The sequence below is a fragment of the Stenotrophomonas sp. TWI377 genome, assembly GCF_039674525.1.
GTDB lineage: Bacteria > Pseudomonadota > Gammaproteobacteria > Xanthomonadales > Xanthomonadaceae > Stenotrophomonas.
This window is the reverse complement of record NZ_JBDJNT010000001.1, coordinates 529281-553085: the sequence shown is the minus strand read 5'-3', so window position 1 is coordinate 553085 and position 23805 is coordinate 529281. Positions and strand designations below refer to the sequence as shown.

The window sequence follows — 23805 nt, the reverse complement described above, 5'->3', positions numbered from 1 at the left end:
TGCCGTCAGGCTGCTGGGCAGGGAACGTGGTGGGCGCATCAGTTATCGAGGAACGCTAGCGCGTCCCGAACGAACTCGGCGTGATACTGGAATATCCCGCCATGACCGGCGTCGTCGTAGAGGACCAGCGTTGCATCGGGAATGCGGTGGGCCAGATCGCCACTGTTGGGCGTGGGGACCATGATGTCGCTGTCCCCATTCGCGATGAGCACCGGGATACGGATGTCGCCCAGGTCCTGGGGCGATTGCCTGCCCCACGCGGTGATCGCCTTCAGTTGCCGCAGGAACGCCCCGGGTGAGGCTGGCCTGTCGCGATCATTCGTGCGTTCCTTCAACCGTTGCAGGAACGCGGTGGCCGCCTGTCGGCTGCGGGCGCTGGCGGTGAAGAACAGGTAGTACTTGGGATCGCGCCGCGTCAGCAGGCCCTTGAGGATCAAGGGCCAGGACACGCGGCCCACCCGGTCGATACCGCGGCCACCCGCTGGCCCGGTACCGGTCAGGATGAGCCGCCGCACCAGGTCGGGCGCGTCCAGCACCACCTGCTGCGCAACGAAACCGCCGAGCGAGAAGCCGAGCAGATCGACGCTGCCCAAGCCCATCGTGCGAATCAGCGCGATCGTGTCCTGCGCCATTTCCGCGACGGTTACCGGTGCTTTGCCACCTGATCCTCCAATGCCACGGTAGTCGATGGCGATGACGCGATGCCTGCTGGCCAGGCCATCCACGATGTGCGGGTCGAAGTTGTCGAGCACCGCGCCCCAGTGGTTGAGCATGACCAGCGGGGAGCCGTGCTGCGGCCCCAGTTCGCGGTACGCGAAACGGGTGCCATCGACCTCCAGCGAGCGGGTCGGTGCATTCTCGAACGAACGTCTGGAGGCGGGGGGCGTGCTGGGAAGCGTCATGGTCGCGTACCTGTGGGGTCAGGGCTTCACTCGGTGGGGCGATAGCGTTCCGCCGCCTGCGCCTGCCGGATGTCCGAGAGCAGGCCCTGACGCGATGCGTCCAGCGTGTCCCAGCGTTCGGCCACATGCAGCGGTGGAATCGTGACGGTCTCGCGGCGATCAAAGCCGACCAGCGCCGCATCAACCAGCTCGCCGACATCCATCACCTCCGGCAACGTGTTGATGTCGATACCGGCCCGCTGCCAGATCTCGGTGCGCGTCGTCGCCGGCAGCACAGCCTGAACGTAGACCCCCTTGGGCGTCAGCTCCAGGCTGAGCCCTTGCGACAGGAACAGCACGAAGGCTTTGGTCGCACCGTAGACGGACATGCCGAACTCCGGCGCCAGCCCAACCACCGAGCCGATGTTGATGATCGCGCCTTCACCGGCGTTGGCCAGTCGCGGTGCAACCGCAGCGGCCAAGCGGGTCAGGGCGAGGGTGTTCAGCGTGATCAGTTGTTCGATGCTGTCGGCCGACTGCTCGGTGAAGCCACCGGATTGGGCGATGCCGGCGTTGTTGATCAGGATGCCGATGCGCGCATCCTCGCGGAGGCGGGCTTCAACGGTGGCCAGGTCGCTGCGCAGGGTGAGGTCGGCCGGAAGTACATCGATGGCAACGCCGGTGTCGTGGCGCAGGCGCACGGCCAGTGCGTCCAGCCGCGCCGTGTCGCGCGCGACCAGTACCAGATCGTGGCCGCGGCGAGCAAATCGTTCGGCGTAAACGGTGCCGATGCCGCTGGAGGCGCCGGTGATGAGGACAGCAGGAAGCAGGCTCATGGTGTGTCTCTTGACATGTAATGGGGGAACGGGGATGCAGCGCGGCGATGGCGACGGGGTTACTGCGCGAACGTGTCGGTCAGGGCGGGGTAGTCGGTGTAGCCTTCCGCGCCGCCGCCATACAACGTGGCCGGGTTAAGGGCGTTCAAGGGCGCGCCGGTTTCCAGGCGTTCGACCAGATCCGGATTGCTGATGAAGGCACGGCCAAAGGCGAACAGGTCGGCCTTGCCACCGGCGAGATGCGCGTTGGCTAGCTCCAGGTCATAGCCGTTGTTGGCCAGGTAGGTGCCGGTGAAACGGCGGCGCAGGCCGTCGAAGTCGAACGGGGCGACATCGCGCGGGCCGCCCGTCGCGCCTTCGACCACATGCAGGTAGACGACGCCCAGCGCGCTGAGCTGATCGACGATGTAGTCGTACTGCGGCTGCGGATCGCTGATGGTCGCGATGGCGTTGGCCGGCGAGACCGGCGAGAGGCGCACGCCGGTGCGATCGGCGCCGATCTCAGCGGCTACGGCCGCAGTGACCTCCAGCAGCAGGCGTGCACGGTTTTCGATCGAGCCGCCGTAGGCATCGGTGCGCTGGTTGGCGCCGTCCTTGATGAACTGCTCGAGCAGGTAGCCGTTGGCACCGTGGATTTCGACACCATCGAACCCGGCGGCGATCGCATTGGCGGCGGCCTGACGGAAGTCGTTGACGATGGCCGGCAGTTCGTCGATCTCCAGTGCACGCGGCTCGGACACATCGACAAAGCCGTTGTGGACGAAGGTCTTGGTGTGCGCCCGGATGGCCGAGGCGGACACGGGCGCGGCGTTGCCGGGCTGCAGATCCACGTGGGAGATGCGGCCCACGTGCCACAGCTGCACGAAGATGCGCCCGCCGCGCGCGTGCACGGCATCGGTGACCTTGCGCCAGCCATCGATCTGATCCTGCGTGTAAAGCCCCGGCGTGTCCTGGTAACCCTGGGCCTGCGCCGAGATCTGGGTGGCCTCGGTGATGATCAGGCCGGCCGAAGCGCGCTGGGCGTAGTAGGTGGCGGCGAACGGACCGGGCACAAGACCGGCCCCGGCGCGGTTGCGCGTCAACGGTGCCATCACGATGCGGTTGGCCAGGGTCAGCGGGCCAAGGGGGTAGGACTGGAAGAGCGTCGAGGTCGTCATGGTGGGTGCGGGGTCGTGAGCGGTGAGGGATGGCGCGGGCGGGCCGGCAGTGGCGTCGCCTGGAAGTGACACAATGATGATGACCGTAATCTTAGATGTCAATGGTTTGATGATGGTGATCATCTATCCGTGGTAAAGTGCGCGTCTATCGAGGCAGAACGGCAAGAGACCACCCGTCATGAAGGTCACCAAGGCACAGGCGCAGGCCAACCGGGCGCACATCGTCGACACCGCTTCCACGCTTTTCAGGGAGCGGGGCTACGACGGTGTGGGCGTCGCAGACCTCATGGCGGCCGCCGGCTTTACCCATGGCGGCTTCTACAAGCACTTCGGCTCCAAGGCCGACCTGATGGCGGAGGCAGCAAGCTGCGGCCTGGCGAAATCGGCCGATGCCGCCGCCGACATGGACCTGGCGAGCTTCATGCGCTACTACCTGTCCCGGCAGCATCGTGACGCGCCAGGCCAGGGCTGCACCATGGCGGCGCTGTGCACCGACGCGGCGCGTCAGCCGGATCCGGTCAAGGCGGCCTTCGCTGCAGGTATCGAGGCGCAGCTGGCCGTCTCTCCCTACGCGGAAGGGCAGGCCGACGGCCCCACGTCGGAACAGGCGCGTGCTCGGCGCATCGCGTTGATGGCCCAGGCGGTCGGCGCGATGGTGTTGTCCAGGTCCTGCCCGGACGACTCGCCGCTGGCGGACGAGATTCTGGATGTGTGCCGGGAAGACGTGCTGGCGCGGTTGGGTGGTGTGCCCAACGGCTGACGCGTGCTGGCCCAGATCCGCAACGCGCAGTACGTGGCGCGCAACGCGTGTCCTGCCACTCGCCCGGTCGCCTCATGTCGTCGTGCGCGCGCCTCGTGCGCTAGCGATGGAAAAGCGTGCACGTCGCCTCTAGCTGGCTCACCGCTTGGTTCGCCTGGCCGGGCCTGAAAATCGGACGCTGCGTCTTGTACCACGCCGGTGGCGGCCCATCATCACGCTCCCTCTACGTCTCCCAGCTTCAACTGAATGCCGGTCATGGCGCTGGTGAAAAGGCCGCTATAGTCCGAACACCCCAGACAAAGGAGGCACTGCAATGTTTCTGACCACAAAACAAATGACGACGGCGCGTACGCTGGCTGTGGCAATCATCGCTACCGTAGGCCTCAGTTCCTGCGCCACGTACAAGGACGAGTTCGCAACGATCAACTCACGCCTTGATCAACTCGACACGAAGGTGCAGGGCGCGGCCCAGAGCGCCGAATCGGCCAATCAATCCGCTCAGCAGGCCAACCAGCGTCTGGATCAGATCGAAGGCCGTGTGCAGCAGCTCGAACAGGCGCCCCGCCGCAAGCCACGCGGTTGATCGCTCGTGCTCCGTGTGTGAGCAACGTTTGAATCGACAACGGGTGGCCTACGCAGGCCACCCGTTGTCGATGATCGTGCAATCGTCATTGCAAGGAAGTGTCCCATCCGTACGCACTCTTACCCCGTAGTCCTGGCCCTTCGCGGCGCACTGACCATGGCGCTGGCGCTGGCAAGCATCGGCGTGGCAAACGCCGAGGATGCAGCTGCGCAGCCGACAGCCGCTGTCGATGAACTCCCGCCAGGCCAGGAAGTATCCAACACCGTGATCGAACTCGCGGGCTGGGTGGTTGCCACCAAGGACAGCCAGGGCTATCCGTTCGCCATCATGGACAAGGCCGCTGCCCAGGTGCTGGTTTTCGATGGCGAGGGCCGGCTTCGCGGCGCGGCGTCCGGGCTGTTCGGCTCGGCCACCGGTGACCATACGGCCCCCGGTATTGCCGGTCTTGCGCTTCGCGAGATTCCGGGTCGGGACCGTACGACGCCTGCAGGTCGCTTCGTGGGCGGGTACGGCCCGTCGATCGATGCCGGTCGCGTGCTGTGGGTGGATTACGAGTCCGCCGTCTCCATCCATCCGACGGCGATGGGCGTCCCGGCCGAAAGGCGCGTGGAACGTCTGGCATCTCCCTCGCCGGACGACAACCGCGTTACCCATGGCTGCATCAATGTGTCGCCAGGGTTCTACGAGAAGGTCATCCAGGCAACGTTCGAGCGGGGCGGGGTGTTCTACGTCCTGCCGGACAAAGCGTCGATAGCGGAGACCTTCCCGGAGTTCGCGAAGAGCCGTGCGGCGACGCAGGGCGACGAGGGAACCCGGGCTGGCCCTGCCGGCAAGTGAGGAGCGCATCGCATCACGGTGCATGCCGTTCGAAGTGTGCTTCAAGCACGTTGATGTCTGCCTCAACAACGACAGCAGCCACGTAGCCATCCGGCCGGATCAGCAGCCACTCACCCGGCTCCAGACCGTAGGCCTCGGCGAAGTGTCCGGCCGCATCACGCAGATCGCCGCCCTGGCCGATGACATGCATGCGCAGACCCTTCCGCGCAGGTGCGGCGGCGCGGCGGGTTTCGTAACCCAGCAACGTCCAATGGGTCCCGCGAAAAACCTCGAACAGGCGTACTGGCTGCCCCCCCGCACCCTGCAAAAGGGCGTCAGGGGCGCGGCAACCCGGCGTGATACGCCCACTTCGGGGCTCGGCAGGTAGCGAGAGCGAGGCGTCGGCGTACCCGAGGTCGAGCTGCTGGACCTCGCGCCCACGTCGATTGTCGCCGCGTTGTGCGTGGTCAAGCAGCGTGGTTGCAAGCCCAAGCATGGAGGCCGCAATGGGGCGTCGCTCTTGTTCGTACGTACCGAGAAGCGCGTCCGGTGCACCCTGCAGCACTGCAGCCAGTTTCCATCCAAGGTTGTACGCATCCTGCACGCTGGTGTTCAGGCCCTGGCCGCCGGTGGGTGGATGCGTATGGGCAGCATCGCCTGCCAGGAAGACGCGGCCGTCGCGGTAACGCTCTGCCAGCCGGGCGCTCATCTGGTAGGCCGAGGCCCATTGCACGTCGTGAACGGTGAGATCATGGCGACCGGTCCGCGCACGCACCATGGCACCGAGGCCGTCGGCCGAGAGGTCCACCTCACCCTCCAGCGGGACCGGCGCCTGCAGTTGGAACAGGCGTGTTCCCATGAGTGGACACAGAGATATCCGTCGCGCCATGTCGTCCTGGTTGAACGTATGCCAGGCGTCGCGTGGCAGCCCTTGCAGCACGATGTCGGCCACCACCGCGCGCACGCCCAGCGTTTTGCCGGGGAAGCCGATACCCAGCGCCTGGCGCACGAAGCTGCGCCCGCCGTCGGTGCCGATCAGGTAGCGCGTGCGCACGGTCTGCTCGCCCGTTGGCGTGGCAAGACGGACGCTTACCCCGGTGTCGTCCTGCTCGACGCCGATCACTCCGTGTCCGAAGTCGACCCGGTGCCCCAGCTCCGCCAAGCGGTCGCGCATCACGGACTCGGTCAGGAACTGCGGCACCATCAGCGGCTGTCGATACGGTTCGGCCGGGGAAGCCGGCGCCGCTTCGATGACGGCGGCGTCCGTGTGGGTGCCATCAGCATGATGCGAGCGCGAGACCGGGTAGAGGCCGCCGGCCGCGAACAGCTGATCGACGATGCCCATGTCTTCGAAGACTTCCTGGCTACGCGGCTGGATACCTTTGCCACGCGACCCATGGAACGGGTTTTCCCGCTGCTCCACCAGGCGGAATGCCACGCCACGGCGGGCTAATTCGATGGCCAGGGTGAGGCCGGCTGCGCCGGCGCCACAGATCACTACGTCAGGGGTGTTGCCCATTGCATCGCTCCAGGTATGTGTAATATGCACTTACTTGGAGGGGATGCTATGCCGGTGAAAAAGAAGGTGCAAGATACACATAATTCGGCCGAGTTGAGGTCGCTTCACCTCTCGATGGTCAGCCTCGCCAGTGTGATGAACCGCCCGCGCAACGATGAACGGCTGATCCAGGAGGCGGGCGTGACGCTGGACCAGGCGTTGTTCCGGCTGCTGGTGGTGATCGAACGGGTAGGGCCGATCGGGGTGGTTGAGCTGGCCGATCGCCTGGGCCGGGATTACACGACCATCAGCCGTCAGGTGGCCAAGCTGGCTGCGATGGAACTGGTCACGCGTCGCGGTAACCCCCAGGACCGCCGCATCCGTGAGGCGACCATTGCGCCGAAGGGCAAGGACATGACGGACCGGTTGGATGCCGCACGTGAGCGGATCGGCCGGGAGATTTTCGCCTCCTGGCCTGCGCAGGATGTATCGGAGCTGGTGCGTTTGATGGCAAAGTTCGCCAGCGCGCTGGAAGCGCGGGAGCGCGAGCCGTAACGACGCACCGCGGACGTTTCAGCCCACCTGTTCGTCGCTTGGCCCAGTCACAACCTCAAGGCATTCCACGTGAAAGGATTCCCGCTGCTTCCGCTGCTGCTTGCAGTGTCGTTACCCGCCAGTGCCATCGTCATTCGCCACGATGTGGAGGATGCCGCGTACCGCGTTCGCGCCACCGAGTTTCCCGCCCTCGTGGACATGCCCGGCGAGGGCCACGGCGCGTTGATCGCACCACAGTGGGTGCTGACTGCCGCGCACACGCTGCCGATGCAGGCCGATCTCAAGCAGGTGATGATCAACGGTACTGCGCGGGAGGTTGAGCGCGTCATCACCCATCCCGGCTACAGGACGCTGCCCCAGACGTTGATCGATCAGGCCATGGCCAGCGGCGAGGCGATGCTGATCGTGGTGTTTCTCGCCTCGGGCGATGATGTTGCGCTGATCCGGTTGAAGGCGCCGGTCACCGACGTGGCGCCGGTGGCCCTTTACGGCGACAGCGACGAGGCCGGTCAGATCGCGAAGATTTTAGGAAAGGGTGCAACGGGTACCGGCGCCACCGGGCATTCTCCCAACGGCCCCAATCGCACCGAGCTCCGGCGTGCGTTCAACCGGATCACCAGTGCCTACGACCGCTGGCTCTGCTACGTGTTCGACGAACCGCCGGAAGCGTTGCCCCTCGAGGGCGTGCTGGGCAACGGCGACAGCGGTGGTCCGGTGCTCATCGAGCGCGATGGCCAATGGCTGCTGGCCGGGCAGGGCGCCTGGAAGGTCGTGCAGGGTAATGTGCTGACGGCTCGACCCGGGCGCTATGGTCAGGTGACCTGCAATGTGCGGATGAGCCACTACGCGGATTGGATTGAGCGCGTGATGACCGAGCAGCCGTAGGCAGTGCTGGAGGGCAGGATCTGGCGGACTGGCGTCGCCGCCAGCACGACGTCAGCTCCGGTGGGGAAGGGCGAGGATCACCTGCGTGATCGCCTGAGCCTGCGCGTGGATGCCGATGGTGCGGCCCAGGTGCTGCTCACGGACAACCTGACCCGTGGCATCGTGGGCCTGCTGTCCGACGGTGCAGGCAACGGCGGGGTGGAGACGTATCGCTGGGACATGGAGGCAAAGCTCATCCATCGCCGTTACATCACGTTCGATCAGGACGAGCGGCAGGAACGCCCGTTGGGCGAGCCGCAGATGCAGTAGTCCGGCCTCAAGGGCTGTCGTCTGGAGGGCAGCCTGTGCGCGTCGGCGTACGCCGGTGAAGTGCGAAAGCGGTAGCCAGCATGCAGATGCCGGCGATGCCCATCACCCAGGCGAAGCCACCGGCCATCGCGCTGCGGTAAATCACTGCTGGCAAGGACCCCGTAACGGCAGCCGGGTGCTGGATCATGCTGTGCGCGTGCTGTGCGAGCACGAACTGCCCGGTTGCCGTCGCAGTGGTACGGAACTGCTGTACGGCCCACAGGCTCATCAGGCTGCCAAGCAATGCGATGCCCAGGCTCATCCCGGCTTGGCGCAGGGCATTCATGGTGGCTGAGGCGATACCTGCGCGTTCCGGTGGGGTGCGCGCCATGACCGCCATGCCCGTAGCTGGCACCGCCAGACCCATGCCTGCTCCCAGCGCCATGAGGCACATAGTGGCAAAGCCTCCGGCGGTGTCCGTAGTGAAACGGGCCATCGCACACAGCGCCAGCCCTGCCAATGCATAGCCCCACGCCAGCGCCGCATGCAGCCCGAGGCGCACGGCAATGCGGCCAAACATCAACGACACCACGCCCATCACCAGGAATTGAGGGGCCAGCTGCCATCCGGCCTGTGCCGCGGTCTTTCCCTGTACCTGCTGGAAGAACAATGAAAGGAAGAACAGGCTGGCATAGGCAGTGAAGCCGAGCACGAACGAGGCGAGATTGAGCAGGGCGAAGCGACGGTCGGCGAAAAGATCCAGCGGCAGCAGCGGGCGCGTGACCCGACGTTGTATCAGCGAGAACGCCAACAATGCCACCAGCGCCGTGATCAACGAGAACCAGGTAGCGGGTGCGGACCACCCGCGCCCGCCGATACCGATCAGCCCGTAGGAGAGGGCTGCCAAGGCCAGCGTGCTGAGGATCTGCCCAGCGGGATCCATGGCCGCGTGCTGAGGATGACGTCGCTCGGGAATGCTCCAGGCGCCCAGCGCCAGTGCCACCGCCCCCAACGGAAGGTTGATCAGGAAGATGCTCTGCCATCCGGTCCACTGTACGAGCAGGCCGCCCAGCAACGGCCCAAGCACCAGCGCCAGCGCGCTGAAGGCGGACCATCCTCCGATGGCGCGCGCCCGTTGGCCGGGGTCCGGAAACGCATGGGTGAGGAGGGGCATCGCACTGGGGATCAGCAGCGCTCCCGCCACGCCCTGGATCGTGCGGCCGATCACCAGGACCGGCAGATCGGTGGCGCACGCGCAGACCAGTGATCCGGCAATGAACGTTGCCACGCTCGCCAGCCACATCCGGCGATGGCCATGGCGGTCACTGAGAGGGCCGGCCGAGAGCATGAAAGCGGACAGCGCGATGGCATAGGCATTGATGACCCACTGCAGCCCGGCGAGGTCGGTCTGCAACGCCCGTTGCAGCGTCGGCAGCGCGACGTTGACGATGCTGATGTCCAGCGAGGCAAGGAAGGTACCGAGGTATGCGGCCAGCACCAACGCTGGCTTTTTGAAGTGCTGCATGGGACGGAGCCTGTAGAGCGACCGCGCTTATCCTAGATAATGACTGACCGTCGGTCAATGACCGACGGTCAGTCATCTGTCTCGGCGGATTACACTACCGACACCCATCGCTCCCCTTTCAATACCCACGATGCAGACCCCAGCCCCGGCCAGGCCACGCACCAAACCCGCCTCCATCCGTCTCGAAGAACTGATGGATGCGGCCGAGACGCTGTTCCTGTCGCGCGGGGTGGAACAGACGACGATCAGCGAGATCGTCGCTGCCGCCGATGTGGCCAAGGGCACGTTCTATACCTACTTCGCCTCAAAAACGGATGTACTGAGAGCCCTGGCGGAGCGCTACACGCAGCGCTTCGTGGACGCACTGGAGCAGGCGACGCAAGAGCATCCGGCGGATGATGGAGAGGCTCGCCTGCGCGCCTGGATCGAAGCGAGCATCGCCCTCTATGCCCGGACCCATGCCGTGCACGACGTGGTGTACGCCAACCATCATCATCTTGATCGAGCCAACCGCGAGCGGAATGCGCTCCTTCAGCAGTTGCAGGGCATCCTGGAAGTGGGGGTGGCATCCGGGCTATGGCAGCTGCCCAGTCCCAGGGTGACGGCCTCGTTGATCTATGCCGGTGTGCATGGCGCAACCGATGACTTGATCGCGACACCGGAGCAGGATGCGGCGGCATTCAGTGCGGCTGTGGTGGAGGATTGTCTGGCGATGGTCGGCGCTCGAAGACCATCCGTGCGCCCGAAGAAGCGCGGCTGAGCCGGTGGACAACTTCACCGTGGCAATGCCATCGCCAATGTCGCGCTGTATGCGGAGATCACCGCCGAAGCGCATCGCGATCCGGTGATTGCCCAGGTGCTGCGCCGGCACGACAGGCAGACCCGTGCGGCGATCACCGCGTGGTTGCGGCAGCACGACATCGCGCGCGGCCGCACGCCCGAAGACGCCGACACACGTAGCGGGCGCTGCTGGCAGCCACGATTGCAACCGTGCTGGGGAAGCAAGCGCAGTCACGTGGATTTCACGGATCGGCGCGGTTAATCCGCCTGTGGCGGCCTCCCCGCTGTCCCGTGTGGAGCGGATCCAATGCGCATGCTTCCTTCGCTTCTCCTTGTCTGCGCGCTGGCCCCGGTGGGGGCGACATACGCCCAGGCACCCAAGGCAGCTGTCGGGGCCGTGGCGTCACCGCATACCTCCGATGGCATGGCCTGCGACAGCCCAAACCAGTCGCAGGCCGGGCTCAACCAATGTGCCAGCAACAGCGCGCAGCGCGCCGATGCCGAGCTCAATCGGATCTATGCCAAGGTGCTGGCGCTCAATGCCCAGGACACGGTGTTCCTGGAACGGTTCAAGGCAGCCCAGCGCGCCTGGCTGGTGTTCCGCGATGCCCAGATCGCGGCGCGGTATCCGTCTCCAGACGACAATGGGAGCGTGCTGCCGATGTGCCAGAGCGTTGAATACGAGCAGCTGACCCTGGATCGGATCAAGCAGCTCAAGGCCTGGGTTGGCGGGGTCGAGGAGGGTGACGTGTGCGCCGGGTCCTATCCCATGAGCGGGCGCTAGCCGGGGCCGTTTAACGCGTCGGTACGGCCAGGTGCGCACACTGGTCCTGTCTGCACTGTCCCTCATGCACAGGAACCGGAGATCCCATGTCCTTCAACGCCCTCCTTGCGACCAAGACCGGCGATACCATCGCGGCCGGTGTCGTCCCGCTGACCGAGCAGGATCTGATGCCCGGCGACGTCACCGTTGCCGTGGAGTACTCCACGGTGAATTACAAGGACGCCCTTGCGCTGAGCGGGCGCTCGCCGGTGATCCGCACGTTTCCGCTGATTCCCGGTATCGATCTGGCCGGTGTGGTTGAAACGTCGACCCACCCCGGGTTTGCCCCGGGCGATCGCGTGCTGGTCAACGGCTGGGGTTTGAGCCAGACCCACCACGGAGGCTATGCGCAGAAGGCGCGCGTGCCCGGCGAGTGGCTGGTGAAGATTCCCGCGGCATTTTCCAGCCGCGATGCGATGGCGGTCGGTACCGCCGGCTACACCGCGATGCTCTCGGTACTGGCACTCGAGCACGGCGGGGTGAGTCCCGATCACGGCGATATCCTGGTCACCGGGGCCAACGGCGGCGCCGGCTCCATCGCGATCGCACTGCTGTCCACGCTGGGCTATCGGGTGGTTGCATCGACGGGTCGGCTGGAGGAGTCCGCGTATCTCAAGGCGCTGGGTGCGGCCGAGATCATCGATCGGGCGACCTTGTCCGCGCCAGGTGCACCGATCGCCAAGGAACGCTGGGCCGGTGCGATCGACGCGGTGGGCAGCCACACGTTGGCCAATGTGCTGGCGCAGACGCGCTATCGTGGCGTGGTGGCGGCCTTCGGATTGGCCCAAGGTGCGGATCTGCCAGGTTCGGTGCTGCCTTTCATCCTGCGCAACGTGATGCTCGCCGGCATCGACTCGGTCAACGCGCCTTACGCCGCGCGCGAGCAGGCCTGGACGCGCCTGGCTACCGATCTGGACCTGGGCAAGCTGGCGCGCACCACGCAGATGATCGGGCTGGCCGAGGTGCCGGCGCTGGCCGACCAGGTGCTGCAGGGGCGTGTACAGGGCCGCACTGTGGTCGACGTCAACGCGTGATCCTGTCGCGGCACTAAGCCGGGTGGGGGCCAGGCAGCTGCTTGACCAGCTGTTCGGCCATGGCCTTGTAGATCGGCACGCGGCACACCAGGCCGGAGACGCCGCGCGCGAGTAGCACGGTGGCCAGAATGGGCAGCAGCATATCGCTGCTGTCGGTCAGCTCCAGCGAGATGACCGCCGAGGTCAACGGTGCCTGGGTGACGCCGGTCAGGTAGGCACACATCCCCAGCAGCACGAAGATGCGTTCATCGACCGAAGGCATGAGGGCGGCGAGGTTGTGGCCGAGCCCGGCGCCGACGGCCAGGGCGGGCGAGAACAGGCCGCCGGGAATACCGGCGACGTAGGAGACCAGATTGGCCACAAGCTTCATCAGGCCGAACTCGTGACCCACCGAGGGCGCTCCCTGCACCAGTCCCTTGGCCTGCTCGTAGCCGGTGCCGAAGGCCCCTGCGCCAAAGGCGGCGCCCAGCAGCACCAGGGCGAGCCCGCACAGCGCCGCCAGCAGGACCGGATGGCGCTGGCGCAGCGTGCCCAGCCAGCGTGGTCTGCCTTCCATGGTCAGCAGCACGGCTTTGGCGAACAGGCCGCCAAGCAGTCCCGCGACGGTGCCGCACAGCACGATCGCCAGCCAGGCCTGCCCCAGCGGCAACGTGGCAGTCACCTTGCCGAAGTACGTGTAGTTGCCGAGCAGGCCCAGCGACACCACGCCACCCACGATGACCGCGGTGAGCAGCGTGCCGGAGAAGCGGTGCTCGAAGCGGCCGCTGAGTTCTTCGATGGCAAACACGATGCCCGCCAGCGGGGTATTGAAGGCCGCCGCGATGCCGGCTGCGCCACCGGCGAGCAGAAAGTGGGACAGCTCTTTCGGATCGCGGAACCCGAACCATCGCCCGAACATGTACATCACGCTGGCACCGACGTGCACGGTAGGGCCCTCCCGGCCGACCGAGGCGCCCCCGAGCAACGACAGCGTGGTCAAGGCGAGTTTGCCGGCCGATACGCCCAGCGAGAGATTGTCACGCCGGAACGTGGGCGTCGGGATCTCCAGGGCCGCGATCACCTGCGGAATGCCGCTGCCGCGGGTGGGCTTGAGCGCACCACTGGTCAGCCACGCCAACAACGCGAACACCGTTGGGGTGAGCAGCAGCGCCCACCAGATCGACTGGGCGATGATCGACTGGAAGACCCGGAAGGCCGCATCGCTGGCCTTGGCAAACACGATCGCGACCAGGGCGACAGCCACGGCACCGCCCCACAGGGCCGCACGGCGCTTCCACGCATCCCTGGACAGGAGAGGGCGTTGAGGGTCTGGCGAGGTCATGGGGCGAATTATCCCACGGTGATTCGCCGGTCCTCTTCACCGAATCTGTCGGTTTGTGCTTTCAAGCGCGGGTGCCCGCGCGGTGCCCGGGCAGGCACGCTGCGGGTTTACGTGCCGCGAGTGTCCGCGCGATCGTGTGGATCCGGGCGAATTTCAGCGGTGTCTGGCGTACCGATGAGGTGGCGCGCGTTGCGTGCATGAGTCGCTCGAGCTTCCATGCCCATTTCAGGGCGGTCACGGCGATGAGCCCGCTGGACTTCCGCCCGGTGGTTGCGCGATGACATCGGGAGGAGCTGCGGGACACCGTGGTGTGGCCGCACTCCCATGATGCCCGCGATGTAAGCGGAGGTGCCGCCGGTCAGACCGGGGCGAAACCGCGGGTGGTCTTCTTTTCGTTCTTTTCCGCCTTCTTTTCCTTGGCGGTCTTGGCAGGTTTCTTCTTCTGCTCTTTCTGTTTGTTCAGGCCTTTGGCCATGGCGACGCTCTCCAGGTGGGTTGCAACGGAGGCGAGCATGGCACATCCGGTGTCGGCCGGCGCATCGGCGTGCGATGGGTGCGCTGAAGTGAATCCGGGGTGCGCCCGTTCATGGCGCAGGGATATCCCGATAAACCGCCTCGCTGCTCAGCACCTTCAGTCCATCCGGACCACTGTGCAGCCGCCGCTGCTCACCGACCGCCTGCTGCGATTGCAGGCGATAGCCGCTCATGTCGGGGTCGGCCAGTAGACACTGTCCGGCGTCGAACGCGCGCCGAAGATGGCCTGGCCCACGCGCACCACGGTCGCGCCTTCTTCGATGGCGATCTCGACATCACCTGACATGCCCATGGAGAGCTCCTCCAGGCTGATGCCCGTCGGCAGGGTGGGGCGCAGCCGGTCGCGCAGTTCGCGCAGGCGCGCAAAGCACGGGCGCACCTGTTCCGGATCCGGGGAGAACACCGCCAGGGTCATCAACCCGCGCACATGCAGATTCGGAAACGCTGGCAACTGCTGCACGAAGTCGGCGACCTCGATCGGGTCCAGGCCGTACTTGCTGTCTTCGCCCGAGGTGTTGACCTGCACGAACACATCCAGCGTGCGCTGCTCCAGTTCCAGCCGCTGATCCAGCGCCTGTGCCACGCGCAGGCTGTCCAGCGCCTGGAACTCGCTGGCGAAGCGTGCGACGTCACGTGCCTTGTTGGTCTGCAGGTGGCCGATCACCGACCAGCGCAGGCCGGGCAGGTCGGCCATCGCCGCCGCCTTGCGCTGGGCTTCCTGCACCTTGTTCTCGCCCAGCTCATGGCAGCCGGCCTCCCACGCCAGGCGCAGGCGGGCCTCATCGACGGTCTTGCTGACCGGCAGCAGGCGCACGCCGGCCGGGTCGCGGCCGGCCAGTGCGCAGGCGCGGGCGATGCGTTCGCGGACCATCGCCAGGTTGTGGCGGATCTCGTCGACAGTGGTGGCCTGGGGCCAGGTGGGGGCAGCGATGGGCATGGGGAGCTCCGGAAGCGGGGACGGCTGCGGCGCGTCGGCGCGCCAGCAGGGCGGTCCCGTAACAACGGACAGGTTGTCATAGCGCTACCCGAAAATCACCGCCCGCCGATGTCAGGGCGCGGCGGCGGCGTTCGGGCTGACGTAGTGCGTCTGTTCGTCGTCGTTGAGGAAGATCAGTTCCGGTTTGCCCTGCCAGGAGGTCAGCATCGCGCCGGTGCTGTTCTGGTGTTTGACGACCAGGGTGGCGCCGCGATCCGGGTTGGCGGTGACCTTGAATACCTCGGTGGTGCCGGTGGCATCGTCCAAGGTGAGGATGGCCTCGTCGCCGACATCGGCGGTGCCGTAGCCGCCACGCTCGGAGCCATCGGCGCCCAGCAGGATCAGGCCTGACAGCGGTGACGCACGTGGCCCCTGGGTGATGCCCTTGGTGAGCGGATCGGGGACGGGGGCGCCGAGAATCACCCGCGCCTGGCCACTGGCATCGCGGATCACCACGCCACGGGCGGTGATGACACGCTCCTCGGACTGGCTCTGGTGCAGGCGCAGCGCGGTCCAACCGGAAACGATCAGGGCGAGGCTGGAAACGACCAGCGTGGTGACGGTCAGCGCGCGCGACATGGGGTTCTCCGGATCCTTGGAAGGCTGCGACCATACCGGATACGCCCTTCACGGCACCAGTCGGAAAAGTCTGGGATTACATTCAGAGCGTGAGGTTGGTCACGGGATGGCTCAGCGGAAATCGCGGCTGTGGGTACGCACGCCGTCGATCAGGGTGTCGATGTTGTGCATCTGGCGGACGATCAGGTGCTGCACGCCGTCCACGCGCTCGAGCCGGCCGTCGATCTGCATCAGTTGCGCTTCAACCAGCACGCGATGCTGGCGGTCGGCGATTTTGCGCCAGACCACCGCATTGACCATGCCGCATTCGTCTTCCAGGGTGAGGAAGGTGACCCCGCTGGCAGTCTGCGGGCGCTGGCGCATGCGTACCAGCCCGGCAAACCGCACGCTGCGCCCGTGCGGCAGGGCGGCCAGTTCGTCGGAGCGGTGGCAGCGGCGCTGGCGCAGCTGGCTGCGGATGAAGGAGACCATGTGCCGGCCCAGCGTGGTGCCGGTGGTGTTGTAATCGGCCTGCATGTCCTCGAACGCGCTGGGCAGCGGCAGCGCGACGGCGGCTTCGGCGGTGGCGCGGGCCATGTCGAACAGCGGCAGCGGCTTTTCCACGCCGGAGACGTCCCAGCGCGCGCGATGGCGATGGCCGCTCAGGCCCTTGAGTGCACCGGCATCGGCCAGCAGGCCCTGGTGGCGACGGTCCAGCTGTGCGCGCTGGCTCAGGTCGGCCACGCTCTCAAAGGGCGAACGGTGGCGCGCCTGCACCACGCCGGTGGCGACCGCCTCGCTGAAGCCATCGACCAGGCGCAGCCCCAGCCGGATGCCAAATGGCCGGCCTGGCGAGGTGGGCGGCACCAGCGTGCAGTCCCAGTCGCTATAGCGCACATCCACCGGCAGCACTGGCACGCCATGACGGCGCGCGTCCTGCAGGATCTGGTCCGGGGTATAGAACCCCAGCGGCTGGCTGTTGATCAGGCTGGCGGCGAATGCGGAGGGGTGATGGCACTTGAGCCAGCAGCTGACATAGGTGATCAGCGCGAAGCTGGCCGCGTGGCTTTCCGGGAAGCCATAACTGCCGAAGCCCTTGATCTGCTCGAACAGGCGCTCACCGTATTCGCGGCTGTAGCCGTTGGCGGCCATGCCGGCGAGCAGTTTGTCGCGGTGCGGCTCCAGCCCACCGTGGCGCTTCCAGGCGGCCATCGAGCGGCGCAGTGCGTCAGCCTGGCCGGGGCTGAAGCCGGCGGCGGCGACCGCCAGCTGCATCACCTGTTCCTGGAACAGCGGCACGCCCAGGGTGCGTTTGAAGACCTTCTCCAGCGCGGGTGGGTAGTCGATCTCTTCGATGCCTTCTTCCTTGAGCTTCTTCCTTCGGTTCAGATACGGGTGGACCATGTCGCCCTGGATCGGGCCGGGGCGCACGATCGCCACTTCGATCACCAGGTCGTAGAAACAGCGCGGCTGCATGCGCGGCAGCATCGCCATCTGGGCGCGGGACTCGATCTGGAACACGCCCAGGGTGTCGGCGCGGCAGATCATGTCGTAGGTGGGCTCATCGCCCTGCGGAATCTTCGCCATGGTCATCGTCGGTCCGCCATGCGCTTCCAGCATCGCCAGGCATTTGCGTACCGCGGTGAGCATGCCCAGCGCCAGGCAGTCGACCTTCATCAGGCCGGTGACATCCAGGTCGTCCTTGTCCCACTGGATCACCGTGCGGTTGGCCATGGCCGCGTTTTCCACCGGCACCATCGTGGACAGGGGGTGTTCGGAGATCACGAAGCCGCCGGGGTGCTGGGACAGGTGGCGTGGAAAATCGACCAGTTCACTGGTCAGCGCCACCACCCGCCGCATCAGCGGGGTCTCCGGATCGAAGCCGCGCTCACGCAAGGCCTCCGGCAGCGGCTCATGGCTGCTCCAGCGGTCCAGGCAGGCGGCCAGTTCGTTGACCTGGTCCGGCGGCAGGCCAAGCACCCGCGCCACATCGCGTACCGCGCTGCGGCCCCGGTAGCTGATCGCCACGGCAGTCAAGGCGGCGCGTTCGCGGCCGTAGCGGTTGAACACGTACTGCAGCACTTCCTCGCGGCGTTCGTGTTCGAAGTCGATGTCGATATCCGGCGGCTCGTCGCGTTCGGCGGAAATGAAGCGCTCGAACAGCAGCTCCATCTCGCTGGGGTCGATCTCGGTCACGCCCAGTACGTAGCACACCGAGGAATTGGCGGCCGAGCCACGGCCCTGGCAGAGGATCTGCTGCCGGCGCGCGAAGCGCACGATGTCGTGCACGGTCAGGAAGTACGACTCGTACTGCTTGGTGTGGATCAGCGCCAGTTCGTGTTCGATCTGGTGGCGCTGCTGGGGCGTCTCGCCCGCGGGCCAACGCCATTGCATGCCTTCTTCCACCAGCACCCGCAGCCAGCTGGCCGGGTCGTGGCCGGCCGGTACCAGTTCGCGCGGGTAGGTGTACTTCAGTTGCTTGAGATCGAAGTGGCAGCGCTCGGCGATGCGCAGGGTCTCGGCCAGCAGCTCGGGCGGGTACAGCGTGGCCAGGGCCTGGCGGGTGCGCAGGTGACGCTCGCCGTTGGGGAACAACCGCCAGCCTGCCTCGCCGAGCGTGCAGTGGTGGCGGATTGCGGTGAGGGTGTCCTGCAGCGCGCGGCGGCGGCGCACGTGCATGTGCACATCGCCGCTGGCCACCAGTGGAATGCCCTGGTCGCGGCCGAAACGACGCAGGCGCTGCAGGCGCGCGCGATCATCGGCCTCGCGGTGCAGTTCAACGGCCAGCCACAGCCGCTGCGGAAAGCAGGCTTGCAGCCACTGCGCATCCTCGATGCCCGGGGCAGGGTCTGCCCACAGGCACAGCAGGCCGGCGTGCAGCGGTTCGATGTCGCTGCGCAGGCAGCGGTACTCGCCCTTGGGCGCGCGCCGGCGGCAGGTCGTGATCAACTGGCACAGCGCGGCGTAGCTGCCCTGGTCGGTGCACAGCAGCACCAGTTTCGGGCCGTCCTCCAGCTGGAATTCGGCACCGGTGATCAGGGGCAGTGCGTGCTTCTTCGCAGCCTGCCAGGCGCGCACGATACCGGCCAGCGAGCACTCATCGGTGATCGCCAGCGCGTGGTAGCCCTGGCCCTTGGCACGCGCGAACAACTCCTCGGCGATGGACGCGCCGCGCTGGAAACTGAAGGCCGACAGGCAATGCAGCTCGGCGTATCCGGGCAGCGGTGCGCTCATGCGAACCAGCCGTGCAGCATGAACGGCCCGCTGCGTGCATCGGCGGCGGTATACGCCCAGCCGCGCTGGCCTTGCGGCGTTTCGATGACGTAATAGTCGCGGCGGATGTCGCCGGCATCCCACCAGCCCGATTCGATCCGCTCCGGCCCGGACAGGATGCGCAGGTGCGGATCCTGCAGCGCCTGCGGCTGGGCCAGCAGCCAGCCCGGGCGCATCGGCAGCACCGGGGGCGGGGGCTTGGGCGCGCCCTGGGCGTCACCGGTCGCGCGTTCGGGCCGATGGTCGGCACGCAGCCCCAGCCCCTGCACGGCGTCATCGCCGAGCCGGGCGCGAAGACGCTCGCGCAGCTGCTCCCACGGCATCGCCTGCTGCGGGCGCGGGTCGAACAGATCGCGTGCGGCCGGGACGAACGGCGGCAGTTGCTCGGCCTGCAGGCGCAGGCCGCGGCTGCCCGCTGGCAACTGCAGATGATCCACACGGTTGCGGGCCAGTTCGAACAGCATCGCCGGTTCGCGCTCGGGCGCGAGCAGGCCGATCGAGAGGCGCGTATCGGGGTGGTGTTCGTGCTCGAACCACAGATCGAACTGCAGCACGCCGCCATCGCGCGAGCACAGGAATGCGGCCAGATCGGCGGTCAGGCGCCGCAACGGAAACAGCATGGCCTGGGTGGACTCGACCTCGTACTCGAACTCGATGCGCGCATCGAAGCGGTCCGGCGGCTGGAAATAGCGCAGCGGCGGCGTGCTGATCCCGCGCAGCGCATCCAGGTGCGCCAGCACCTGTGGCGGAAAGCGCCGGGCCAGGCTCTCGCGCGGCAGGCCGAACGCCGCGCCCAGCGTGCGCAACCCCGAGCGCGCCAGCACCGTGACCGCCTCGGCCGGCAACCCGCTGCGTTCGATCGGCACCTGGGCCAGCGCCGCCTCCACCTGGTGCGCACCCACGCCGAGCCGGCCATGCACGCGGGCCAGCACGCTGGCGGCATGCGGATTCGGTGCGGCCACCAGCCGGTGGCGGAAACCCAGTTCGGTCAGGCCACGGGTCAACCGCTGCTCGACCTTCGGCCAATCACCAAACAGCGCGCGGCTGGCCCGGATTTCCAGTGCCAGCGCGTGCGGGAAATCCAGGCTGACCTGCGAGCTGATGCCGTACAGCCAACTGGCCAACAGCTGGCGGGTGGCCTGTTCGGCGCGCGGGTCGTACTCCACGGTGAGCATGTCGCGGGTGAGCACCTGCGCAGCTGAGAGCAGCATGCCGCGGCGCAGCCCGAGCTGCCGGGCCGAGGGACTGACCGCATGCAGCACGCGTCGCTGCGCCGGGCCGGTGACCAGCACCAGCGGCGCAGCCGGGTCCGGTTGCTGGCGCAGGGCGGCATCCAGCGCCAGGTGCGGCAGCAGCAGGCAGGCCCAGTCCACGGCGGCGGCTCAATGAGCCACGGCCAGCGGCAGCGGCTGCGCCGGTGCCAGCCCGCCGCGGCACTTGAGCACCCGCACCTGGCCATCGTCGAGCTGCAGGCGCAGCGCGGCCGGGGAGGGGTTGCGCGCATGCCGGGCATCCCGGAAGGAAAACCCCAGGCACTGGCCGGTTTCGGCCGCCACCTGCAGCCGGCGCAGCGCGCGGTCATCGGCCTGCTGCGGCCAGCACAGCACCGCCGCACATGCGGCCGAGCGCAGGCATTGCTCGGCGGCCCACAAGGCATCGCGCGGGCTGGCCTGGACCACCTGCACCTGGTTCAGTGCCAGCCCGGCGCGGGCCCAGGCCGGGGCATGCGGCAGGTGCGGCGGGGCGATCAGCACCACGGTCTGCTGTTGCTGGCTCAGCCGCGCCAGCGTCGGCCAGACCAGGGCCAGCTCACCGACCCCGGGCGAGGCCAGCAGCACCTCCGACAGCGCCGAGGGCGGCCAGCCACCGCCGGGCAGTCGGGCATCCAGCGCCGGGTGGCCGGTCGGGTGCGGGGCCACCTCGGGGAAGGCCGCACGCGGCTGCCCCCGCCAGACCCGGCGGGTTTCCAGCAGCCGGTCCAGGGCCAGCACGGCGCCCATCAGCGGGCCTCCCGGCAGGGCTGGAGCAGGCGGAAACGGGCAGGAAACAAGGGCATGGCGGCGAGTATCGGCAGCACGCGTGTCAAAGGCTGAGACCGACAATCCTACCTGCAATTAGTAAAAATGCTAACGAATTCGGCGGCCGGATTCCGAACCGGTTGAGGGTGATGAATGCTTCAGGAGAGCGGAATGGCAGCGCGCCAGATGGGATGGCCACGCGCGTGATGGAGGGCATCCACGCATGGCGAGGATCTACTCAGCGCCCCTGCGGATCGGGCCGGTGGTGCACGTACTCGACCACGGTGCCGTCCGGATGCACGGCGTTGAAGGCCGCGCCGGTGGGCACGACCTGCAGTGGAAAGATGATCTGCGCCCCGGCCGCCACCAGCCGGTCGTAATAGGGCTGCACGTCATCCACCAGCAGCGTGCCGGTGGTGGAGGTGAACGGAGCCAGCTTGTCCGGCGCGCCCTCGATCAGCAGGAATGCCCCGACCATCGCCAGGCGCAGGCCGGCCTCGGGGAACGGAAAGCCCGCATCGGCGACCACGCCCTGCAACTGCTCGTAGAACGCCACCCGTGCTTCCAGTTCGCCCGGGCCGACGAACACCCGGATCAGCACCCGCGGGCTGCGTTGCCGGGAGGTGTCGTTGCGGTCGCGCCAGAGTTGATCGAAGTGGCGGTGTGGGGGCATGCGGCGGCTCCGGGACGTGAGCGGTCATTATCGAGCCGCGATCCGCCCGGAACCGGGCAGGGCTCATGACCACCGGTGATGGCGTGATAACCCGGCATCGCCCACCACACCACCAGCGCGAGCAGCGACACACTGGCACCCGCCATGCAGACCCCGGGCCAGCCGAACGCGGCATACAACGCACTGCCGGCCAGCGCCCCCAGCCCACTGCCGGCAGCGTAGAACAGCATGTAGGCGGCGATCACCTGCGCCTGCGCGTGCGGGGCTGCGGCCAGAATCCGACTCTGGTTGGTCACGTGCAGCGCCTGCACCGCCAGATCCAGCAGCAGCACGCCGACCACCAGCCAGCCCAGGTGGTGGGACATCGCGGCGATCGGCAGCCAGCTCAGCAGCATCAGCCACAGGGCGCCGGTGGTGACCCGCCCGGCATGGCCCCGGTCACTCCAGTGCCCACTGCGTGCCGCCGCCAACGCACCCAGCAGCCCGACCAGCGCGAAGGCGCCGATGGCGGTGTGGCTGAGCGCATACGGCGGCGCGCCCAGCGGCAGGCTCATGCTGCTCCAGAACAGGCCGAACACGGTGAACAGCAGCAGGCCCAGCACGCCGCGCTGGCGCAGCACGGGCTGTTGCCGCAGCAAGGCGATCAACCCGGTGCGTGCGGTGGATGCAGTCGAGGCCGGCAGCCGTGGCAGACGCGCCCACAACAGCGCGCCCGTCACCACCATCAGCGCCGCCGAGAGCAGGTACACCGCCCGCCATCCGCCCAGATCGGCGACTGCGCCGGCCACGACGCGTGCCAACAACAACCCGACCACCACGCCCGCCTGTGCGGCACCAACCACGCGGCCACGCTCGTGCACGCCTGCAGCGGCGGCGGCATAGGCGATCAACCCCTGGGTCATCGCGGTGCCGAGCAGGCCCACTGCGAGCATGCCCAGCAACAGACTCCAGGCCTGCGCCGCCAGCGCGACGGCCAGCAGGGCCAGCACCAGGCCAATGGTCTGGATCGCGATCAGGCGGCGGCGGTCCACGCGGTCACCCAGTGGCACCACCCACAGCAGCGCCGCCACCGACCCCAGCTGGGTGGCGGCGATCACCGCGCCGATGCGGGACGTGCTGATCTGGAGATCGGCGGCCAAGGCATCCAGCAAGGGCTGGGCGTAATAGACATTGGCCACGCTCAAACCGGCGGCGCAGGCGAACAGCATCAGCAGGGCGGAGGGGAGCGGGGAGGTGGACGCACGCGAGGCGGAGGCAGGGAGCGGCATGATGCAGTCTCAAAACAGAACCAGTTGATTCTGGAGTATGTGGTTCTAAAATGAAACCTCGAAAGGAGGCCGCACATGACAACCGATGCCACTACCCCCTGCCCGGTGGGGCGCGCGCTGGATCTGGTCGGTGACCGTTGGTCGCTGCTGATCGTGCGCGAGGCCTTCGACGGGGTGCGACGCTTCAGCGATTTCCAGCGCCGCCTGGGGATGTCGCGCAGCATGCTCAGCCAGCGCCTGCAGGCCTTGCTGGAGGCGGACGTGCTGACGCAGCAGCCGCTGGGCGAAGGCCGCAGCTATCAGGAATATGTGCTCACCGAGCGCGGTCGCGCGCTGTTCCCGCTGGTGGTGGCGCTGCGCCAATGGGGCGAGGCCTTCCTGTTCGCGCCCGGCGAGCCACGCTCGGTGCTGCAAGCCGACAGCGATGGGCTGCCGTTGGCGCCGATGCAGCCGCGCGACCAGCGTGGGCAGGTGGTTGAGGGCGCCGACACCCGGGTGATGAAGCCCCTGTCACCCTGATTTCGCGCGGGTTGCGGTGTCTCAAATGTAAGCATCCTGTTGACAGGCATGAACACGCTCGCCCACTCTTCCGGGTGGGGCGCCGGTCACGGGCTCCCGGGTGGTGCGGCTGTCACGACGGGCGGAGGGGCCTGGACGTAGCCGTCATCGCCTTGCGTTGTAAACGGTTCCGCGCGCCCGCGCGTGGTTCCCGCCGACATGGCGCTGCACCCTTCTGCGGCAAGACTCCCTGGATTTATTGCGC

Annotated in this window: 25 protein-coding genes; 10 read left to right on the top strand and 15 right to left on the bottom strand. The window is 67.3% G+C overall.

Annotation, left to right across the window (positions count from 1 at the left end):
* Positions 1-38: 38 nt before the first annotated feature.
* The 3 genes from ABE546_RS02320 to ABE546_RS02310 are packed head-to-tail and all read right to left on the bottom strand — an operon-like array spanning position 39 to position 2874.
* A complete protein-coding gene (locus ABE546_RS02320; protein WP_346462575.1) occupies positions 39-902 on the bottom strand; it encodes an alpha/beta hydrolase in 864 nt (287 codons plus the stop codon).
* 26 nt (positions 903-928) lie between these two features.
* Positions 929-1717 carry an SDR family oxidoreductase gene (locus tag ABE546_RS02315; protein WP_313218622.1) on the bottom strand — a complete coding sequence of 263 codons (789 nt, stop codon included), beginning with the start codon at positions 1715-1717 and terminating at the stop codon, positions 929-931.
* A gap of 59 nt (positions 1718-1776) precedes the next feature.
* Positions 1777-2874, bottom strand: a complete 1098-nt coding sequence (locus ABE546_RS02310) for an alkene reductase (RefSeq protein WP_346462573.1) — start codon at positions 2872-2874, stop codon at positions 1777-1779.
* A gap of 178 nt (positions 2875-3052) precedes the next feature.
* On the opposite strand from ABE546_RS02310, the gene ABE546_RS02305 reads away from it, so the two are divergent.
* From ABE546_RS02305 to ABE546_RS02295, 3 genes are all read left to right on the top strand, one after another.
* A complete protein-coding gene (locus ABE546_RS02305) occupies positions 3053-3634 on the top strand; it encodes a TetR family transcriptional regulator (RefSeq protein WP_346462571.1) in 582 nt (193 codons plus the stop codon).
* Between the two features lie 313 nt (positions 3635-3947).
* Positions 3948-4217 (top strand): hypothetical protein, encoded by a 270-nt coding sequence (locus tag ABE546_RS02300; RefSeq protein WP_121037094.1) that lies wholly within the window; start codon positions 3948-3950, stop codon positions 4215-4217.
* Positions 4218-4373: 156 nt separating this feature from the next.
* A complete protein-coding gene (locus ABE546_RS02295; protein ID WP_313212376.1) occupies positions 4374-5054 on the top strand; it encodes a hypothetical protein in 681 nt (226 codons plus the stop codon).
* Between the two features lie 13 nt (positions 5055-5067).
* Here ABE546_RS02295 and ABE546_RS02290 read toward each other — a convergent pair whose 3' ends face one another.
* Positions 5068-6552 carry an FAD-dependent oxidoreductase gene (locus ABE546_RS02290; protein WP_346462569.1) on the bottom strand — a complete coding sequence of 495 codons (1485 nt, stop codon included), beginning with the start codon at positions 6550-6552 and terminating at the stop codon, positions 5068-5070.
* Positions 6553-6600: 48 nt separating this feature from the next.
* Here ABE546_RS02290 and ABE546_RS02285 point away from each other — a divergent pair, with 48 nt between their 5' ends.
* The 3 genes from ABE546_RS02285 (at position 6601) to ABE546_RS02275 (ending at position 8280) form a co-directional block, all read left to right on the top strand.
* Positions 6601-7086 (top strand): MarR family winged helix-turn-helix transcriptional regulator, encoded by a 486-nt coding sequence (locus ABE546_RS02285; protein WP_313218618.1) that lies wholly within the window; start codon positions 6601-6603, stop codon positions 7084-7086.
* Between the two features lie 69 nt (positions 7087-7155).
* Positions 7156-7971 (top strand): trypsin-like serine protease, encoded by an 816-nt coding sequence (locus ABE546_RS02280; RefSeq protein ID WP_346462567.1) that lies wholly within the window; start codon positions 7156-7158, stop codon positions 7969-7971.
* Positions 7972-8031: 60 nt separating this feature from the next.
* Complete coding sequence (locus ABE546_RS02275) at positions 8032-8280, top strand: hypothetical protein (protein ID WP_346462565.1); 249 nt, start codon at positions 8032-8034, stop codon at positions 8278-8280.
* A 7-nt stretch (positions 8281-8287) separates the two neighbouring features.
* On the opposite strand, the gene ABE546_RS02270 is transcribed toward ABE546_RS02275, so the two are convergent.
* The gene (locus ABE546_RS02270) at positions 8288-9784 is read right to left on the bottom strand and encodes an MFS transporter (protein WP_346462563.1); all 1497 of its coding nucleotides are present in this window, start codon (positions 9782-9784) and stop codon (positions 8288-8290) included.
* A 130-nt stretch (positions 9785-9914) separates the two neighbouring features.
* Between ABE546_RS02270 and ABE546_RS02265 the strand changes: the two genes are divergently transcribed.
* The 3 genes from ABE546_RS02265 to ABE546_RS02255 all read left to right on the top strand — a co-directional run bounded on the left by ABE546_RS02265 (position 9915) and on the right by ABE546_RS02255 (position 12421).
* Positions 9915-10544, top strand: coding sequence for a TetR/AcrR family transcriptional regulator (locus ABE546_RS02265; RefSeq protein WP_346462561.1), 630 nt, complete (start codon positions 9915-9917; stop codon positions 10542-10544).
* A gap of 333 nt (positions 10545-10877) precedes the next feature.
* Entirely contained in the window at positions 10878-11348 is a 471-nt protein-coding gene (locus tag ABE546_RS02260; protein ID WP_346462559.1) for a lysozyme inhibitor LprI family protein, read from the top strand.
* Positions 11349-11434: 86 nt separating this feature from the next.
* The gene (locus ABE546_RS02255; RefSeq protein WP_346462557.1) at positions 11435-12421 is read left to right on the top strand and encodes an MDR family oxidoreductase; all 987 of its coding nucleotides are present in this window, start codon (positions 11435-11437) and stop codon (positions 12419-12421) included.
* A 13-nt stretch (positions 12422-12434) separates the two neighbouring features.
* Here ABE546_RS02255 and ABE546_RS02250 read toward each other — a convergent pair whose 3' ends face one another.
* From ABE546_RS02250 to ABE546_RS02205, 10 genes are all read right to left on the bottom strand, one after another.
* Entirely contained in the window at positions 12435-13742 is a 1308-nt protein-coding gene (locus tag ABE546_RS02250; protein ID WP_346462555.1) for a chloride channel protein, read from the bottom strand.
* A gap of 358 nt (positions 13743-14100) precedes the next feature.
* Positions 14101-14256, bottom strand: a complete 156-nt coding sequence (locus ABE546_RS02245; protein WP_167390404.1) for a hypothetical protein — start codon at positions 14254-14256, stop codon at positions 14101-14103.
* 70 nt (positions 14257-14326) lie between these two features.
* Positions 14327-14449, bottom strand: a complete 123-nt coding sequence (locus tag ABE546_RS02240) for a hypothetical protein (protein ID WP_302476400.1) — start codon at positions 14447-14449, stop codon at positions 14327-14329.
* Complete coding sequence (locus tag ABE546_RS02235; RefSeq protein WP_070470808.1) at positions 14446-15213, bottom strand: YggS family pyridoxal phosphate-dependent enzyme; 768 nt, start codon at positions 15211-15213, stop codon at positions 14446-14448. Before ABE546_RS02235 ends, ABE546_RS02240 begins: the two co-directional genes overlap by 4 nt.
* A 111-nt stretch (positions 15214-15324) precedes the next feature.
* On the bottom strand, positions 15325-15831 hold the full coding sequence (locus ABE546_RS02230; protein ID WP_070470806.1) for a hypothetical protein: 507 nt from the start codon (positions 15829-15831) through the stop codon (positions 15325-15327).
* Between the two features lie 111 nt (positions 15832-15942).
* Entirely contained in the window at positions 15943-19044 is a 3102-nt protein-coding gene (locus ABE546_RS02225; protein ID WP_346462553.1) for an error-prone DNA polymerase, read from the bottom strand.
* Positions 19041-20456, bottom strand: coding sequence for a DNA polymerase Y family protein (locus ABE546_RS02220; RefSeq protein WP_313212387.1), 1416 nt, complete (start codon positions 20454-20456; stop codon positions 19041-19043). The genes ABE546_RS02225 and ABE546_RS02220 overlap by 4 nt, the downstream gene beginning before the upstream one ends.
* Before the next feature lie 9 nt (positions 20457-20465).
* Positions 20466-21083 (bottom strand): translesion DNA synthesis-associated protein ImuA, encoded by a 618-nt coding sequence (gene imuA / locus ABE546_RS02215; RefSeq protein ID WP_088433373.1) that lies wholly within the window; start codon positions 21081-21083, stop codon positions 20466-20468.
* A 256-nt stretch (positions 21084-21339) separates the two neighbouring features.
* Entirely contained in the window at positions 21340-21774 is a 435-nt protein-coding gene (locus tag ABE546_RS02210) for a glyoxalase (RefSeq protein WP_070425312.1), read from the bottom strand.
* Entirely contained in the window at positions 21696-23042 is a 1347-nt protein-coding gene (locus tag ABE546_RS02205; protein WP_346462551.1) for an MFS transporter, read from the bottom strand. Before ABE546_RS02205 ends, ABE546_RS02210 begins: the two co-directional genes overlap by 79 nt.
* 75 nt (positions 23043-23117) lie before the next feature.
* On the opposite strand from ABE546_RS02205, the gene ABE546_RS02200 reads away from it, so the two are divergent.
* On the top strand, positions 23118-23561 hold the full coding sequence (locus ABE546_RS02200; RefSeq protein ID WP_313212390.1) for a helix-turn-helix domain-containing protein: 444 nt from the start codon (positions 23118-23120) through the stop codon (positions 23559-23561).
* Positions 23562-23805 lie beyond the last annotated feature (244 nt).

Coding starts and splice junctions, on each gene's coding strand:
- ABE546_RS02320 (WP_346462575.1), bottom strand. CDS start 902: ATGACGCTTCCCAGCACGCCCCCCGCCTCCAGACGTTCGTTCGAGAAT.
- ABE546_RS02315 (WP_313218622.1), bottom strand. CDS start 1,717: ATGAGCCTGCTTCCTGCTGTCCTCATCACCGGCGCCTCCAGCGGCATC.
- ABE546_RS02310 (WP_346462573.1), bottom strand. CDS start 2,874: ATGACGACCTCGACGCTCTTCCAGTCCTACCCCCTTGGCCCGCTGACC.
- ABE546_RS02305 (WP_346462571.1), top strand. CDS start 3,053: ATGAAGGTCACCAAGGCACAGGCGCAGGCCAACCGGGCGCACATCGTC.
- ABE546_RS02300 (WP_121037094.1), top strand. CDS start 3,948: ATGTTTCTGACCACAAAACAAATGACGACGGCGCGTACGCTGGCTGTG.
- ABE546_RS02295 (WP_313212376.1), top strand. CDS start 4,374: ATGGCGCTGGCGCTGGCAAGCATCGGCGTGGCAAACGCCGAGGATGCA.
- ABE546_RS02290 (WP_346462569.1), bottom strand. CDS start 6,552: ATGGGCAACACCCCTGACGTAGTGATCTGTGGCGCCGGCGCAGCCGGC.
- ABE546_RS02285 (WP_313218618.1), top strand. CDS start 6,601: ATGCCGGTGAAAAAGAAGGTGCAAGATACACATAATTCGGCCGAGTTG.
- ABE546_RS02270 (WP_346462563.1), bottom strand. CDS start 9,784: ATGCAGCACTTCAAAAAGCCAGCGTTGGTGCTGGCCGCATACCTCGGT.
- ABE546_RS02265 (WP_346462561.1), top strand. CDS start 9,915: ATGCAGACCCCAGCCCCGGCCAGGCCACGCACCAAACCCGCCTCCATC.
- ABE546_RS02260 (WP_346462559.1), top strand. CDS start 10,878: ATGCTTCCTTCGCTTCTCCTTGTCTGCGCGCTGGCCCCGGTGGGGGCG.
- ABE546_RS02255 (WP_346462557.1), top strand. CDS start 11,435: ATGTCCTTCAACGCCCTCCTTGCGACCAAGACCGGCGATACCATCGCG.
- ABE546_RS02250 (WP_346462555.1), bottom strand. CDS start 13,742: ATGACCTCGCCAGACCCTCAACGCCCTCTCCTGTCCAGGGATGCGTGG.
- ABE546_RS02245 (WP_167390404.1), bottom strand. CDS start 14,256: ATGCTCGCCTCCGTTGCAACCCACCTGGAGAGCGTCGCCATGGCCAAA.
- ABE546_RS02240 (WP_302476400.1), bottom strand. CDS start 14,449: ATGAGCGGCTATCGCCTGCAATCGCAGCAGGCGGTCGGTGAGCAGCGG.
- ABE546_RS02235 (WP_070470808.1), bottom strand. CDS start 15,213: ATGCCCATCGCTGCCCCCACCTGGCCCCAGGCCACCACTGTCGACGAG.
- ABE546_RS02230 (WP_070470806.1), bottom strand. CDS start 15,831: ATGTCGCGCGCGCTGACCGTCACCACGCTGGTCGTTTCCAGCCTCGCC.
- ABE546_RS02225 (WP_346462553.1), bottom strand. CDS start 19,044: ATGAGCGCACCGCTGCCCGGATACGCCGAGCTGCATTGCCTGTCGGCC.
- imuA (WP_088433373.1), bottom strand. CDS start 21,083: ATGGGCGCCGTGCTGGCCCTGGACCGGCTGCTGGAAACCCGCCGGGTC.
- ABE546_RS02210 (WP_070425312.1), bottom strand. CDS start 21,774: ATGCCCCCACACCGCCACTTCGATCAACTCTGGCGCGACCGCAACGAC.
- ABE546_RS02205 (WP_346462551.1), bottom strand. CDS start 23,042: ATGCCGCTCCCTGCCTCCGCCTCGCGTGCGTCCACCTCCCCGCTCCCC.
- ABE546_RS02200 (WP_313212390.1), top strand. CDS start 23,118: ATGACAACCGATGCCACTACCCCCTGCCCGGTGGGGCGCGCGCTGGAT.